This window comes from Phaeodactylibacter xiamenensis (genome assembly GCF_000759025.1).
GTDB lineage: Bacteria > Bacteroidota > Bacteroidia > Chitinophagales > Saprospiraceae > Phaeodactylibacter > Phaeodactylibacter xiamenensis.
The window spans coordinates 1-15,310 of the sequence record NZ_JPOS01000094.1; the positions used below are offsets into that span (position 1 = coordinate 1).

A 15,310-nucleotide genomic window follows, 5' to 3' on the forward strand; every position below is an offset into this window, starting at 1 on the left:
CTACCAAAGTATCCTTCGCCGTTTTTAGCACGTACTCCCAACCGTGAGCCAAACAAGACTGTTGCAACTCGCAGCCGTCGAATTCGGCATCTCCCAGCAGGAAAATCCGGCAATCCTGTTCCAGGATACTGTCCATAAGCATCGCCACTTGACCGATAATGGCCACGTGCATGTGTTCCGGGAAATGGCCTTTGGGAGCTTTACGAACTACCCAACAAATGGGAATGGCTCGCCTGCGCCAGATTACACTGACCATCAGCGCCATGCAGTCTTTGCCCACACAGGAGCCATCGATGGCCAGAACTAACTCTCCAGCCTTGCTCAGAGAGTGGAGAATCGGAAGAAGGTAGGGTATAAAGTGTACCGTGACATCGGTCCACTTATTTTGCAACCAACGCTTGGCCTTCTTGACCCGACTTTCCAGGTCAGTGGGGTCTTCCATATGGCGGCCCAACTCTGATAAAGATGCCCGGCCACCTTTGATTAAGGCACCTAATAAACCAGATAAGACGGTTAATCGACGCAAGGCGTTGCCTTGTGGAACCTCAGATTGATGCTTTATCAACCATTTTTTAGATCTTTGCAGAACGGCATTTTGAAAGGGTTTTCTGCAAAGATTTTTAAAATCTCAGAAAACCCTTATTTTTTCTGTCTCTCTTTCCAAACTTTCAATGAACTTTTTGCCGAGCTAAAAGTGTACGGCAATGAAAAATGGATAAATAAAGCTGCAAACACCAAAACTTGTCCATCATGAAAACGATTTGTGTAGCTTTATTCACCCTTTGCATTTTTTCCTTTGCCAGCGCGCAGTATGCCGCCAACTTTTCCTTTCATGAAGAAACACCTAAGGAGGCTAAAGCAGAAACCCTCTCCCTCAATGAGAAAATTGCCCGGAGAAATGCTTTAATCAAGCAGCACAACCAATTGGCACAGCGGACCCTGCTAGAGCACATTGCTACACGGGTCACCTACCCGGAATTGCTGCGGGAAAAAATGGTTGAAGGCCGGGTTACTGTAAAAGTCACACTCAACCCATTCGGGCAAGTACAGGCTTACGAAATTCTTCATAGCCCCGACCCTGCTTTCAGCCGCGAAGTAAAGCGGGTTATAGATAGCGCTCCGGCGGTCGTCAGCAATCAGGCTTACCTCGGGGCCCGCAAACTGACCATCCCCATCGACTTTTCATTACGGTAATCCTAAGACTCCGTGTTTGGGATTGTAATCCACTTTCTTTAGCGTAAACTTGCCATACACGAAGGGGCCATCGGGATAATGCCAGGTGGCCTCTCCGTAGGATGCCAACCGGTGGTTGCCGAATCGCTTGTAATTACTCAGTGGAGTTGTAAACCGGTACTGTTGCATGGCATTGATATCGTAGCGGTCAAAGGACTCGAAGTTGACCAGCTGCCCATAGTCATTGAAAAAGAGCCTGGCGCCGATGGTGGTGCCTTTATTGGTAAAATGAGCCTGTACCGTTTGCCGGTCGATCGTCTCCCATTTAATCCGTTGATCAATCAGTGTGGCGGGCGCCAGAAAGCACATGTCATTGAACAGGGTAACGGTCTCCGCAATAAACATCTCCGCCCCATCGGCCTGAGCCACTGGCAGTAAAGAGAAGAGGCGCACATCCATGCTGGCCTCATGCCCCTGATACCGGTGGTAGCCCTGAGCGGGTAGCCCTTTGACTTTAGCGCTCAAAAAGAACAGCCGTTCATCGGTATCAAAAAAATTGTACTGCTCACAGTCCATCCGCATCCAATCCTGTCCTTTGCCCCTCATCTCTGCCTTAAACCGGGCGCGGAAGCTGTGTACCTTGGGCTGCCCAACCACTCCGGCGTACCGGAGATAGCGCCGCACCGGAGCCGGCAGATGCTCAAGGTCTTCTTCTGTGAGCAAATCCTGCTGAATAGCCTGTGTCCGCTCTATGCCGGCTTGTACATCCGCCCGGTACCGATGCTCAAACCGGTAGCTTTGCCAGCTGAGCAGGGCTGGAATCAAAATAAGCAAATTGGCGGCTGTGCCAAAGCGGGCATCCCCCCAATTGCGGAATATCAAAAACTGTGAAAGCACGACTGCAGCCATAGCCACTCCATACCAAAACTGGACGCCGCTCAAATAAAGTACCACCGCTCCAATAAACAAGAGACCGGTCAGGAGCCACAGCAAACCCTGATGCCGCGCAATAGGCTGGGTAAGCTGCTCAAACTGATGGAAATTGTACGCTTTTAAAAATCCGAAAAAGTGGATGATCCCGTGTAACAGCAGGATAAAGGCCAGTAAGAATCGCATCTCAGAATATTTTGATCCCTAAGGTACCCTTCTGCGCTGTGCCTCGCGCTGATCTTAATCATCGAAAAACCGCGAATAGCCGGAAAATGGATGATAGGTATCATACTTTACGCGCAGGCAATAGATCAGTGAGCGGCTTACAGGCAGAAGTACCCAAACCGCTGCAGCACTAACGGCTCACTTTGAGCGGAACCGCCCCCAACAGCTGCCCCGTGGCGGCATCCATGCAGCGGACCCAATAAATACCGGTGGCCCAGTTGGTAGTGGAAATATTCATCTCGTTACCGGCAACCACAGACTGTTGATACACCGGGCGCCCGTTGCTACTAAGGATTTCCACCTCCATTTGCCTGCCTGACCATACTTCGGGAAAGGACAACTGCGCCCGCTCGGTGCAGGGATTAGGAAAAACAGAAGGTTCAGGTGCCTGAGTTGGGCCCAGTAATTCCGCATTGGTCATCTCTCCTTCCGAGTCGAACTTGTAGATGATGTGACGGCTTTCCTCCGGGAAAAGGTCGTCGCGGATGACCTGACCATGCGCCAGGCACCCCCCATCCGGAGTCGCTACTACCCCCGTAGCCCGGCTGTTATCAAAGGGTAGCAACAGATGCACATCCCACATACGCTCCAGGTTAGCATCTGCCTTGCTCAGGCGCCAGCGGTTGCCATTCGCAAAATCAAAGCCTAATAAAAAATACTCGTCATCCGAATTGAAGTCTAATGGATATCGGTATGCCGGGCGCAGATCACCGTCTTCCAGGCCTGGCCCTTCGATAGCCAGCCCATGCACTACCGCCCGGCGGATTAACTCAAAATCGGGCGTCCTAATCTCAATAGACTGATAGATGCTGTCCGCACTATTGAGCTCAAAAATCCTGTTGGCAAAGACCAGATTACCGTCATTCGGCTTGAAGTAGGGGTAGAAATTCCCGATGTTCGTAAATCCAAAACCATCAAAATTATAAGCGGTACCAAGCCAGTCGTGGGCGTTTTCCTGAATGGGCTCCAAACTGACCAGACTGAGCTCCGAGAACAGGGATCCAAAACAACCAAACAGCCGATCCTCCACCATAGCCATAACGGCATAAGGCTGGGAAAAATCTGCCGGAGTGCTATTCAAAACATTGCAGGCGGTATCCATGACAATATCGTAAGGCAAAATATTCGAAGTATTCAGGCGGCGGCCATAGTACCGGCCATATATCCGGTCGCCTTTTCGGGCAAAGCTGGATTCATTGCTAACCATAGCCATATTGGGTGAGAAAAAGTCCGCCAACGCATCATTAGTATGATAGCTGATCAGCTCCAGATCGCGGTCAAAGTGCAATACAGATAAGTTGGGCGCAGCGCTGTTTCCATCCTCCAGCAGGTAGGCAAAGCCAATCATCCACAGGGTACTGTCTACAGGGTCTGCGTGCAGTTGCTCGTAGAAGGAATAGGGGCCAAAATCCCCGCGAACCAGCGAATCCAGTATTTCCCCTTCCAGGTTGAGTTTGTACAGGAAAACCTCGCTCATTTCATCACGTTGCTCCAGGAATACCTCCTCCCCCAGAACCACCATCCTGGCGTCTGTTCCCAATCTGGCAGGCCGGTTATGCAGCCCGCTCCAGGTATCGTACTCCTGAGCGGCAATCGAATTAAGCAGGAAGCAGAAAACAAATCCTAATATGACAGGTGCACGCATAACAAATGATTTTCACCAAAAAATACAACAAACTGATTTACAGAACAATAACTCTAACAGGAAGCTAAAGTCATGGTTCAGAAGGCTCAGAAAGGGTGTAACAGAGCGCTTTAGGCCACAGTAAGTTAAGGCTATTCCGGTGAAAAAATGGTACATTAAGGTATTTAAACCTCTGTAAGATAGAGTCAACGGATAATCAATCATGAAAAAGCACTTGTTACTATTTGCGCTCTGTTTCCTTTTTGGCGCGGCAGCCTTCGGGCAAAAAAAGTTCATCGCACTCCGGGATACGCCACCGGACTCGACGATCGCCGGTTTTTTCATAAAAAAGGTAGTGGACAGCCGCCCTGCAACGGATAGCATTGGCTATCTCTTCATTGGGGCACAATCCAGGAAAGTCCCCGTGGACCTGGCAAGAGGGCTGACGAATGCTTTCAGTAACTACCTGGATAGAGCCGTGCCCAGAGATGCAGGGGACCTGCCTGTTATCATGGGTGTGGACGAGCTGTGGCTTACCCCTGCACCCTCCGGTGCAGATCAGGAGTTGGAAGTCGTACTGCAAGCCTCTTTTTACCAGCAACGGGAACGGTATAAAGTCTTACTTTTCAAAACCCGGGTTTCTGTTTCCGGGAAGGAGCCGTCAGAGGCTTTAATACGGCGGGCCCTAAACCAGGTCCTAAATGAGTTCAGTAATACTGACTGGGATAATCCGGAGGCCGGCACCCCTGTAACAGAGGATCAACTCAAACAACGCCTGGACCAACAAAAGATCGTCCCTTTAAACCTGCTGCTGGCTGGCTACGCTGCAGGCGACAATGCCGAAGGCTGGAAGTTCAGCTATTACCGCAGCTCTAAATCTTCCCATAAAGGCTGGTTTTTTCCCTGGCGGCTTGGTGGAGAGTTTTTGCAGATTGAAGACCAACCCTTTGCCCGGTCTGGTATCGTGAAAGCCCGGCTCAACTACGGTATGTTTGGTATATGCCCGTTCCGGGAAATCACCGACCGGGTTTACATCAATTTGGATTTCATGCTGCTCGTTGGCGCAGAAAGCCTTACCGACCGGCTTGCCAGGCAATCGACTAACCTGTTGCTGGGGCTGGCGCCAAAGCAAAGCCTGTATTTCATTCCAAACAGCCGGTTTGGCCCGGTCATCGGGTTCGGGCTGTACCAGCGGCTGCTCACTTCAGAAGTGTACCAAAGTGATTTTGGCTTTCAGGTGGAAGCGGGATTTAAGTTTTGAGAGATACATGGATTTCTGTTGAATACTTTGTCACTCCCAAGTCTTAAATCCGATCTTTCACCTGCGAAAGGCTGGATTTTAAACTCCTGCCCGTATATTACTTTTTTTCTCACTAAAATTAAACTGCACGATGATCAGGCTCTCCCTTCTGCTTTTTAGCTTCTTCCTAACGCCGTGGTCCTATTGCCAGACGATTGCCATCGGCGATGACTTCGAAGGCAACGGCAACATCAGCACGTGGGCGGGTGATGACTGTCAGATTGATACCAGCTTTCCCAATCCATTCCCTCAGGGCAGCAATACCTCTGCTACCGTGCTCAGGTACGGTGATACGGGCGGGCAGTATGCCAATGTGCGTTTCGATGCAGATATGCCGTTTGATATTTCAGGCGAGCACCTGTTCTCACTTCAAATCTACGTGCCATCCAGCGGGCTGACCGGAGTACAGCCCAACCAAATTTCGCTGAAACTGCAGGATGGCAATCTGCCAGCACCCTGGTCTACACAGAGCGAGATCATCAAGCCTATCGTAACGGATGAATGGCAAACGGTCACCTTTGACTTTGCGAATGACAATTACATCAACCTGTCTCCGGATTCTCCCCCGCCCACTCAGCGTAATGACTTCGACCGGGTCCTCCTGCAGGTCAACGGGGAAAATAACAACGATCAGGTGATAGCCTATATCGATAATGTCCAATTTGAAAGCACCTCCACTCCTGGCCCGGTTTTCAATCAGCTGATCTGGGCTGATGAATTTGACGTTGACGGCGCTGCAGATGATACCAAGTGGTTTCACCAAACCCTGCTCCCACTGGGCAACAGCTGGTTTAATGGTGAAATTCAACACTACACGGACCGTTTGGAAAACACCCGGGTGGAAAACGGCGTACTAAAAATCGAAGCCCGCCGGGAGACCTTCACCGATCAGGGGCATACCAAGGAGTTTACTTCGGCCCGCCTGAATTCCAAGTTCACCTTTCAGTACGGCCGGGTGGAAATCCGCGCTAAGCTGCCCACCGGACCCGGTACCTGGCCTGCCCTTTGGATGCTGGGCAAAAACATTGACGAAGATGGCGGCTACTGGGATAACGAAGGTTTTGGCACCACGCCCTGGCCCGCCTGCGGAGAAATCGATATCATGGAGCACTGGGGCACCAACCCCGGCTATGTTTCCAGCGCCACGCATACGCCCTCCAGCTTTGGGGGCACGGTTAATGTAGGCGGACAAAACCTACCAACCTACGCCACAGACTTCCATGTGTATTCCCTGGAGTGGACCGCTGAGAAGCTGGTTTTTGCGGTAGATGGCGTGGAGCATTTTACCTACAACCCTGCTGATAAAAACCCGGAGACCTGGCCTTTTGATGCGGAGCAGTACCTGTTATTTAATGTCGCCATCCTGCCCAGTATTGCGCCTGACTTTACCAGCAGCGCCATGGAAGTGGACTACGTACGCATCTACCAGGAATCGCCCGTGGCAGTCACCTCTCCACAGAAATCGACAGTGCGCTATTTCCCCAATCCGGTAGAGGACACGCTGACGATCGAATTGGGTACAACAGTAGCTGACCCGGTGCACATCCGAATATTTGACAGCAGTGGAAGAGTCCTAAAGTCTGTTTCTGAAACAGCCAACCAGGGCACTGTCATGCTCCGGGGCTGGGACCACCTTCCTTCGGGTACCTATCAGGTACAAGTGCAATGGGGGCAAAAGCGGTCTGCTTTTTCTGTAGTAAAGCGATAACAGCCTCCGGTCAAAGAGATGCCCCAGCTTGTAGAGCGCAAAGGCAAAAACAAACACCCTGAAGCCGGAAATGACTTCAGGGTGAATGATGTAATCAACAACAGTTTTTTTAAATCGTAGCTTTGTGTAACCCCGGAGGCAGTGGGAGATTACCCTTTTTTAAAGAGGCTTTCATAATCCGTCACACTACCGTGGTCCAGGCAGCATTCGATAATTTGTTGGCCAAGAGGGCTGAGGCTATCTTCCTGGAACTGGGCAAGTGTCTTCTCAAAGAAATCATACAAAATCTTTGCACCCTGGTCATAAGCTTCTTTACCGACCTCTTCCTGGTACTCCACCTTGAGCATCCACTTAGGGATTTCGATGCGCTCCAGCTTCATTTTATTCATCGCGTACCCCAGCAGGCTACAGCGGGAAGGGCTCAGTTGCTCCGGCAGGAATTCGGCGTTGCCCTTTCGTGCCAGGTATTCCCGGCTAAGCCACTGCGGCATGAAGCTGGTCTTCCAGGCTCCAATGTGCTGGTTGGGCGTAAGGATGTACTTCACATCAGGTGTATCTACGATTTGCTCCAGCAGCAGGTTGGCCTGTTTGACCTTCTTACCGGTAGCAAATGGCCAATAGCTGCCCACACCTTCACTGCTGATCCCTTTGGTCTGAATGATACTTGGATTGGCGTGCCCACGGGGCGCGACTAACCTCCAAAGCCACGCCAGGGCAGGCGGTAAAATGTGCATAATGCCTACTATGCCGTAATTTGGGTTTTCCTGAGTACAAGGTGGCGTCCGCAGACCTATGCTCCGGATATCCACCCGCACCGGATCAGAGTATATGCCGGGTACGATATCCCGTGGCAGTATGACTCTTGGATTGGGGCAGGGCACACCGGGGGCATCTTGCTTGTGGTCCCATATCATAGCCCTTCCACCAGGCACAGCCTCGATATTCAGGAAGAGGAGCGGCTTCTCCGGTTTGGCTGTTATTTTTTCCAGCACCATATCGGTACCGTAGTCTTCGATGTGATCCACTCTGATAAACCAGGCGTCTTCCGCATCTTCCAGCCAAAGCTTGCCGTCGTTCTTCTGGAGTTTGGGATGGCAGAGCGCCATATCGTCAGTTACCGGTTCCAGGTCGCAGGTCCGGGGAAGGTCCAGCATCCTTTTTTCGCCGGTCAGGATATTCTTGCCTAACAACAGGCTGCCTTCCGGTGACCGGTGGGGCTGCTGCAACATCTCACTTTTGCCGCCGCCACTGGCTCCCTCGTGCATGAGCGTGATAACGTTATCGTAAGGCGTCACTACCCGGACAGTAGAGCAGTGCGCGGTTACCCAGCCTTCTTCTTCCCCCTGCCCGATCAGCATCCCATAAACGCCTTTCTTAGCACTTGGACCGGGGTAGAGATTGTAGGAAAACATTTCGTATTTGCCCGGCTGACGGTTGTGGACCACTACCTGCTTACCCTCAAAGTGGGTATGACGGAAAGGCGGGGCAGTATAAATAACCGCTTCCGGTGAGAAGTCTTCGGGCAATTCCATGGGGTCAATAACCCCCTGCAGCAGTGCCAGGCCCAAGCCAAAAAACCCTGCGTTGGCGGGAATAACGGCTACGGCATTATACCCCATACCCGGCTGCCCGGCATGGTAATAAAACATCCCCAGGTGCTGGGTCTTTAACCAGTCAAAGGTTTCGGCTCTCAATTCATCGAAAGAATGACCGAACCGGTCTTCAAAGGTGGGCTTATCGGTAGGAAAGCTATCAGCAATGACCATGCAATTTGGATCGCGACGACGCATGTATACTTCCGTGTAATTTGCGGCAATCCCGTTTTTGGTGCGGAGCACTTCAGCTTCCAGGTAACTTTGCCCATCGGGAAGATCATAGCGAACTTCCTGATAATCACTACCTTTTCCGCCCGCTGCCAGCTCCACCAGTTCCTCTATATTTCTTACAACAGTGAAACTTGGTGCGACGGCCATAAGCTCTTGAAGCTCGGTAATATTCCCTACAGTAAATTCAGCTGCAGTTTTGCTAACCATGTCTGTATTATCTTTTAGGTTTTAATCTGAGCACAAATTAGGGGGATGCTACCCATATTGAAAGTAATTATATCAGTACAGACGGGTGACTTTTGTCATGAGCGGTCAAGGTCGTTTCCTGTTAAGCGTTAAAGCTTTCCCAAAAAAATCTCCCATCCAGTATTGGATTAAACCCAATGCCTGATAATTTTCTATTTTTACCCCTAAGCGGTCAAAACACCTAAACAACCTTGATACGAACAAAGTCCATAGCCGTCCTCCCCTTCGATAGCCTAAGCGCTGATCAGGAGCACACATATTTTGCCGATGGAATATCAGAAGAGATCATCCTTGCCCTCAGCCGGGTGGACGGGCTCAAAGTCACCGCCCGGACCTCCAGCTTTGCCTACCGCGACCGGAAAACCGATGTCAGGATCATTGGCAACCAACTGGGCGTGGCTACGATCCTCGACGGGAGCATCCGGAAAGTGGGCAAGCGCATCCGCATCCATGCACAGCTTGTACGCACGGACAACGGCTTCCACCTCTGGTCTGAGCGCTTCGACCGCGAACTGACAGATATCTTTGAGCTGCAGGATGAAATCAGCCTGCTGATTGCCGAGAAAATCAGGGAAAACTACGGGCACCTTGATATTGACGACCACCTCGTGACGACCAAAACCCGGGACATCAAAGCCTATCAGATGTTCCTGAAGGGCCGTTTTTTTCAACTCCAATGGAAAAGCGAAGATTTCGAGCGGGCTATACATGCCTACAAACAAAGCATAGAACTTGACCCCGCCTACTATCAGCCGTACTTTGGGCTTGTGCAGTGCTACGGTATTCTCGGGTCCTGGGGATTTATGAATAAACTGGATGCTCTGACTGCGGCCGATTTCTACCTTACGCAGGGCATTGCCCTCCAACCGGAATCTACGGAAGCCTATTTTGCGAAAGCGACACAGGCGCTTTGGGTCAACTGGGACCCGCACAGCGCGCTTCAGGCCCTGCACAAAGGGCTGGCAATCTCGCCTCAGGATACGGAATCGCTGGAGTCCGCTGCAGAATGCCATACCGCACTCGGGCAGTTTGATCAGGCGCTGGAATACATCAACAAAGCCCTGGAGTACAACCCCCTATCCCCCAACCACCACTACACTAAAGGCAATATCTACTATTTGCAGGAGCAATACGATACCGCCATGCAGTGGATGGACAAAGCGCTGACCATTGACCTGAACTGGGAACTGGCGATCCGGGCGAAGGCTTGCTGCTATATCCTCAAAGGTCAGCAACAGGAACTGCACAGCTGGCTCAGCCGCACACCGAAGGGGGGTATCAACAGTAATTTCTTACGGCTCTACGAAGCCATGCATACGAAAACCAGCCTCTCCACTTCCGATTTTGCAACCGATACCACCATTTATCTGCCCTGGGCCGTCTACGCTCCCCTGTACACCGGTGACCAAACACAGGCATTGGCGGCCTTAATACAGGGGATTCAACAGCGTAACGGGCAGTACATCAACTTTGGCAATGACCCACTGCTGCGCCCCCTGCGCCCGCTAACCGAATTCCAGCAACTGGTTCAAAACACCTTCCCTTCAGCGGCAGGGCGGGTTACCGCTTCTGTTCAAAAAGAAAAAGCCGCCACCAAGCTATCGCCGGAAGAAGCAGGAGACTACAAAGCCGCCCTGCAGGACCTTATGGAAAAGGAGCAAGCTTACCTCAGCCCCGAGCTCAACCTGCGGGAGCTGGCTGCCCGGATTGACCTCCATCCCAACAAATTGTCCTGGTTGCTGAATGAAACGCTCGGGCAAAACTTCAACGAGTACATCAACACCTGGCGGTTGGGCGCTTTCCAGCAAAAGGCCGTACTGCCGGAATTCAGCCACTACACCATCCTGGGGCTGGCCTATGATTGCGGATTTAATTCCAAATCGGTCTTTAATGATTTCTTCAAAAAGTCCACCGGGCAAACCCCGAGTGCCTGGCTCAAGGCCAACCGGTAAAATTAGAGCGTCCGAAATTTCATAGGGAGGGCAAGCTGGTACTGATTCTTATTTCCGGACGATCTTCGCTGCCCGGGCCTGCATCTTTGCAGCGAATCAAAAACACCTCTATGAAAAAGATACTGATCGCTGGCGCCACGGGTTACCTCGGCAAGCACCTCATCGCCGAATTGCAGGAACGACAACTCCCTTTCCAGGCCATAGCCCGAAACCCGAAGAAGCTGGAGCATTTCCAACTGCCTGCGGAAGCCCTCATCCGGGCAGAAGTCACCCAACCGGCAACCCTTCGCGGGCAACTGGCCGGCATTGACACCTTAATCTCTACCGTAGGCATCACCCGCCAAAAAGACGGGCTCACCTATATGAATGTGGACTATCAGGCCAACCTCAATCTGATGGAAGAGGCCAAACGGGCAGGCGTCCGCCAATTCATTTACATCTCCGCCATCAATGGCCGCCAAATGCGTCACCTCAAAATCATGGCAGCCAAAGAGCGGTTTGTGGATGCGCTTATGGCTTCCGGGCTGGAGTATCAAATCGTCCGCCCCAATGGGTTCTTCTCAGACATGACCGACTTCCTGGGTATGGCGAAGGGCGGCAGAGTCTACCTGTTTGGGAATGGCAATTACAAGCTCAACCCCATCCACGGGCGGGACCTCGCTAAAACCATCATCGACGAGATGGGCTCATCTGCTACCGAGCTGGAAGTAGGCGGCCCGGACATTCTCACCCAAAATGAGATCGCCGCGCTTGCCCTGAAAGCCGTGGGACGTCCGCCGAAGATCCTGCACCTGCCCGACTGGAGCCGCCGTTTGCTCATCTGGCTGATGCGTACATTTACCTCCTCCAAAACCTACGGGCCCTATGAATTTTTCCTCACCATGATGGCGCAGGATAATGTTGCCCCCCGCTACGGGGTGGAACGCCTGGAGCATTTTTTCAGAAAAGAGGCAGACGAGCTATAGGAAATGGCTAAGGGATCGAAACGGTTGGAACGAAGTGCTTTTTACTTAGCTTTACAGCCAAAATCTACTGCTATGCCCAATCTGTTACGGTTGTTTTGCCTGGCCACACTAGTTTTCCTGGCTTCCGGCTGCCACATCGGCCGTTTTTTCCTTTGGAACTTCGCGGATGTCAACGACTACAAAAAGTTCCCGGCTACGACCATCAACGCTCCGGAAACGCCTTTCACTTTTGCCTACGCGCCGGACAGCCTTCAGCAAAAGCTTGCGGAAACGGAACTGACTGCAGATGGCAAAAAACACACCCTGCCGGAATACATAGGTGATTATGGTAAAACGCTGGCGTTTCTCATCATCCGGAATGATACCATTCTTTACGAAAATTACTTCGATGGATATGCCGAGTATGGGCCGCTTCACCCTTCCTTTTCCGTGGCCAAGTCCTTTGTTTCTTCCCTTGTGGGCTTTGCCGTTCAGGAGGGCGCCATAGCAAGTGTTGACGACCCCGTAACGCAATACCTGCCCGAACTGAAGGACAGGGACGAACGGTTTGACCGCCTGACTATCGAGCACCTGCTTAATATGCGCAGCGGGCTGAAGTATAATGAGAATAGCTATTTCAACCCATTTGCACCTGTGGCCCGGGACTACTACGGGCGGCAACTGGAAAAGTACACCCTGGAACGGTCCAAATTCGCCGCCGAGCCCGATAGCTACCGGGAATACCAAAGCATCAACACCCAACTCCTGGCCCTCATTGTGGAGCGGGCGACCGGAAAAGATCTGCCCCTGTATCTACAGGAAAAAATCTGGCAACCCCTTGGCATGGAGTTTCAGGCGAGCTGGAGCTTTGACAGTAAAAAAAGTGGCACAACCAAAGCTTTCTGCTGCCTGAATGCGCAGGCCCGGGACTATGCGAAGTTCGGCCGTTTATACCTGCACGGCGGAGCGTGGGAAGGCCAGCAATTGCTGGATCAGGAGTGGGTCGAACGCAGCACCACACCAGATTACACCAACGATTGCTACCAGTACCAGTGGTACAGCCGGTCGTACCGGGGTGTTGCGCCCGATTCCGCATCTGCAGTAGCTGCCGCTCCGGAAGGGGTTGGTGTCTTTCCGTTCCGGGATGGCGAGTACGCTTACCGGATGTGCGGGCCGGAGTTCTTGGCGATTGGCATTCTGGGGCAGTACATTTATGTGCACCCGGAGAAAAACATCATCATGGTCCGCCTGGGCAAGGATGATAAAGTGGGGTACCGGCAGTTGTTTTGGGCATTGAGTGAGAAGCTCTGATTATCCTCGGACCCTGAGTAGTTTTTTCAACAGCACAATCTGCCCCAGATGATAGTGCAAATGCTCGATAATCCCGTTAAGGTTACTGAAGTAATGCCCGTATTTGGGGTCTGAAAAGTCTGCCCACATCTGCTCTTCAGGGAGTTTGGCGGTCGCCGCAATCAGCCGTTCTGCATCTGCCCAAACCGCATCAAGCAGGGCCTGCCAGTCGGCTTCAGACTGGATATCCGGCGTTTCCCAGCTGTATTTATCCCTGGCTTGCAAAGGGCCGCCTTCGAGTACACTGGCGATATGGGGCAGATAATAGGTAGCGTGATAGACCAATTGCGCAATGGTATTAAGCCCGGCTACTTTCGAGGTCGCCATCTGCCAGTCGACATCTGAAAGCTGATCTCTGTAGTTGGAATCAGACCAGTTTCCGCCGAAGAGGACGCCTTTGAAATGTTTGGACAGATTTTTGGACAGTGTCATAATGCATGAGGGTTAATGTCTTGCAAATTAGCTATGTTTCATTCCTTCGGGCTTTTATATAGGGACACTACGGCTTGGAAATGGTTTGCGGGACTTTCCTATCCGGGCACCGTAGCCTGCGCCTTTGCGGCCCATTCCAGCCAGTTCGCGCCTTGCTCCCGGGGTATCTGCACCCAGTTTTCCATACGGTTGTTTCGGGGGTTAAACAGGCGAGTTCCAGGCAGAGTCAAAGCGGCTGCCTTATCTTGGCCGAACAAGCGGCAAACGAGTTCACCCTCATATAGCATCATAAAAGGTTTACGCCCCATATTGTACGTCCGCAAGCCAAACATACTACCTCCTTTACTGCCAGGCAACGACTTTCCAATCGTATCAAAGTCCGTCATTTCACTGTATATATTTATCTTGACAACACCCATTTTTTTCGGTAAAACACCTCACCATTTTGATCGTATCCAACCGCAAGATACAATCCTTCTGGTAGTCCGTCAACCTGTAACTGCTGCCCCGGTTGTACAGCTTCAAACTGGCACACTGGAAAACCTGCTGAGTTATATAAGTTAAGCCTGTGAGGTACTGTCGCGCCCTGAATTTGCAGATAGGTGCCCGGATTAGGAAAAACCTCAATCTCGGGATTTGCCTGCTGGCTCGGGTTTGACGTAACAGGTATCTGGCAGAATACCCATTGATTATCATCAGCTTCATTATAATCCTGCAAGCTCCTCCACAGCGTATTTACAACGGTTTCGTATTCGGCTGCAATCACCGGGTGAATAATGGGATCCACTACGAAATCAATCGGTGCTTTTTCTTCCCAAATTGCCATGTAAGTGGTTAATGCCGCCAAAAAATAAATAGTTGGCCGCCCATGAGGGGCATCATCCTGATAGAGCTCTGCAACGGGGATTTGATCAAAGGGCGACTGTTGTAGTAAATGCCCGATTGATGGACCTGTCGGGATCATCCGCACGCAGGCATTCGGAAAACTTTCCGCTACCTGATTGTAATAATCCAAAAACCACTGATGAAAATCGCCTTGCAGATAGGTATTGTAGTTGCTCCATTCGGAAGCATTGGGCGGGAAGCCATCCCCGAGAAACGGAGCCATCTCTGGCCAATTCTCATAAATATACAAGTCCAAGGTTGGCTCTTGCTCCAGGCACCAATCAAAAACAGTATGCGTAGCGCTTACCGGAGAGGCCGTTTCTCCCGGATAGTTGGCATTAGGAGGCTGCCATTGCATGAAATTTCCCGGTGTAATGAGTATATCTGTGAAATCAGCTAAGGAGAAAGGCTCGCTATCTGAGTCCCAGGCGCCAGCAGCAAAGTCGAATCCCCACTGCGCGAAAGGTGGTAAGTCCATATGTTGTGGCAAGAAGCCATACTGCCCGCTCACGGCATAGCTATGCCCACCGGCCTGTGCCAGAAAATGCAGCCAATGTGGCACCGACGTTTCCTGGCTGGGGGTGGGAGGACTCACTTCAAATTCGTGGTTGATGAGGCTATGACCAAAAATATAGGTACGAACTTCCTGCTGCGCTTGTACTGCTACCCCTAATGCCACAACAAAAGCCAAGGTACCAAAGGTTTTCCAGATCAT

Annotated in this window: 13 protein-coding genes; 6 read left to right on the forward strand and 7 right to left on the reverse strand. The window is 51.5% G+C overall.

The genetic code is table 11. The annotated features are described in order from the left end of the window. Positions 1-565, reverse strand: a 565-nt coding sequence (locus tag IX84_RS28695; RefSeq protein WP_044229580.1) for a hypothetical protein, incomplete at its 3' end; no start/stop codon positions are given. A gap of 185 nt (positions 566-750) precedes the next feature. On the opposite strand from IX84_RS28695, the gene IX84_RS28705 reads away from it, so the two are divergent. Further along, positions 751-1,194, forward strand: coding sequence for a TonB family protein (locus IX84_RS28705; protein WP_044229585.1), 444 nt, complete (start codon positions 751-753; stop codon positions 1,192-1,194). Here the strand turns inward: IX84_RS28705 and IX84_RS28710 are convergent. Both IX84_RS28710 and IX84_RS28715 read right to left on the reverse strand, forming a co-directional pair. Further along, complete coding sequence (locus IX84_RS28710; RefSeq protein WP_052516495.1) at positions 1,186-2,289, reverse strand: DUF6544 family protein; 1,104 nt, start codon at positions 2,287-2,289, stop codon at positions 1,186-1,188. The genes IX84_RS28705 and IX84_RS28710 overlap by 9 nt on opposite strands. Before the next feature lie 169 nt (positions 2,290-2,458). Further along, the gene (locus tag IX84_RS28715) at positions 2,459-3,973 is read right to left on the reverse strand and encodes a T9SS type A sorting domain-containing protein (RefSeq protein WP_044229588.1); all 1,515 of its coding nucleotides are present in this window, start codon (positions 3,971-3,973) and stop codon (positions 2,459-2,461) included. Between the two features lie 202 nt (positions 3,974-4,175). Here IX84_RS28715 and IX84_RS28720 point away from each other — a divergent pair, with 202 nt between their 5' ends. Both IX84_RS28720 and IX84_RS28725 read left to right on the forward strand, forming a co-directional pair. After that, positions 4,176-5,213, forward strand: coding sequence for a hypothetical protein (locus tag IX84_RS28720; RefSeq protein WP_044229591.1), 1,038 nt, complete (start codon positions 4,176-4,178; stop codon positions 5,211-5,213). A 130-nt stretch (positions 5,214-5,343) separates the two neighbouring features. Continuing rightward, positions 5,344-6,960: a family 16 glycosylhydrolase gene (locus tag IX84_RS28725; protein ID WP_044229595.1), complete on the forward strand. Its 1,617-nt coding sequence runs from the start codon at positions 5,344-5,346 to the stop codon at positions 6,958-6,960. Positions 6,961-7,109: 149 nt separating this feature from the next. On the opposite strand, the gene IX84_RS28730 is transcribed toward IX84_RS28725, so the two are convergent. Continuing rightward, complete coding sequence (locus IX84_RS28730; protein WP_044229599.1) at positions 7,110-8,993, reverse strand: DUF4914 family protein; 1,884 nt, start codon at positions 8,991-8,993, stop codon at positions 7,110-7,112. A 230-nt stretch (positions 8,994-9,223) separates the two neighbouring features. Here IX84_RS28730 and IX84_RS28735 point away from each other — a divergent pair, with 230 nt between their 5' ends. From IX84_RS28735 to IX84_RS28745, 3 genes are all read left to right on the forward strand, one after another. Continuing rightward, a complete protein-coding gene (locus tag IX84_RS28735; RefSeq protein WP_044229603.1) occupies positions 9,224-10,984 on the forward strand; it encodes a tetratricopeptide repeat protein in 1,761 nt (586 codons plus the stop codon). 110 nt (positions 10,985-11,094) lie between these two features. Further along, on the forward strand, positions 11,095-11,949 hold the full coding sequence (locus IX84_RS28740; protein ID WP_044229606.1) for an SDR family oxidoreductase: 855 nt from the start codon (positions 11,095-11,097) through the stop codon (positions 11,947-11,949). A 72-nt stretch (positions 11,950-12,021) separates the two neighbouring features. Beyond that, a complete protein-coding gene (locus IX84_RS28745) occupies positions 12,022-13,239 on the forward strand; it encodes a serine hydrolase domain-containing protein (protein WP_044229609.1) in 1,218 nt (405 codons plus the stop codon). Here IX84_RS28745 and IX84_RS28750 read toward each other — a convergent pair whose 3' ends face one another. From IX84_RS28750 to IX84_RS28760, 3 genes are all read right to left on the reverse strand, one after another. Further along, positions 13,240-13,710 (reverse strand): DinB family protein, encoded by a 471-nt coding sequence (locus IX84_RS28750; protein WP_044229611.1) that lies wholly within the window; start codon positions 13,708-13,710, stop codon positions 13,240-13,242. 98 nt (positions 13,711-13,808) lie between these two features. Next, positions 13,809-14,096, reverse strand: coding sequence for a hypothetical protein (locus tag IX84_RS28755; RefSeq protein WP_152605288.1), 288 nt, complete (start codon positions 14,094-14,096; stop codon positions 13,809-13,811). 14 nt (positions 14,097-14,110) lie between these two features. After that, positions 14,111-15,310, reverse strand: coding sequence for a hypothetical protein (locus tag IX84_RS28760; RefSeq protein WP_052516496.1), 1,200 nt, complete (start codon positions 15,308-15,310; stop codon positions 14,111-14,113).

Coding starts and splice junctions, on each gene's coding strand:
- IX84_RS28755 (WP_152605288.1), bottom strand. CDS start 14,096: ATGACGGACTTTGATACGATTGGAAAGTCGTTGCCTGGCAGTAAAGGA.
- IX84_RS28710 (WP_052516495.1), bottom strand. CDS start 2,289: ATGCGATTCTTACTGGCCTTTATCCTGCTGTTACACGGGATCATCCAC.
- IX84_RS28745 (WP_044229609.1), top strand. CDS start 12,022: ATGCCCAATCTGTTACGGTTGTTTTGCCTGGCCACACTAGTTTTCCTG.
- IX84_RS28760 (WP_052516496.1), bottom strand. CDS start 15,310: ATGATCTGGAAAACCTTTGGTACCTTGGCTTTTGTTGTGGCATTAGGG.
- IX84_RS28730 (WP_044229599.1), bottom strand. CDS start 8,993: ATGGTTAGCAAAACTGCAGCTGAATTTACTGTAGGGAATATTACCGAG.
- IX84_RS28725 (WP_044229595.1), top strand. CDS start 5,344: ATGATCAGGCTCTCCCTTCTGCTTTTTAGCTTCTTCCTAACGCCGTGG.
- IX84_RS28705 (WP_044229585.1), top strand. CDS start 751: ATGAAAACGATTTGTGTAGCTTTATTCACCCTTTGCATTTTTTCCTTT.
- IX84_RS28715 (WP_044229588.1), bottom strand. CDS start 3,973: ATGCGTGCACCTGTCATATTAGGATTTGTTTTCTGCTTCCTGCTTAAT.
- IX84_RS28750 (WP_044229611.1), bottom strand. CDS start 13,710: ATGACACTGTCCAAAAATCTGTCCAAACATTTCAAAGGCGTCCTCTTC.
- IX84_RS28720 (WP_044229591.1), top strand. CDS start 4,176: ATGAAAAAGCACTTGTTACTATTTGCGCTCTGTTTCCTTTTTGGCGCG.
- IX84_RS28740 (WP_044229606.1), top strand. CDS start 11,095: ATGAAAAAGATACTGATCGCTGGCGCCACGGGTTACCTCGGCAAGCAC.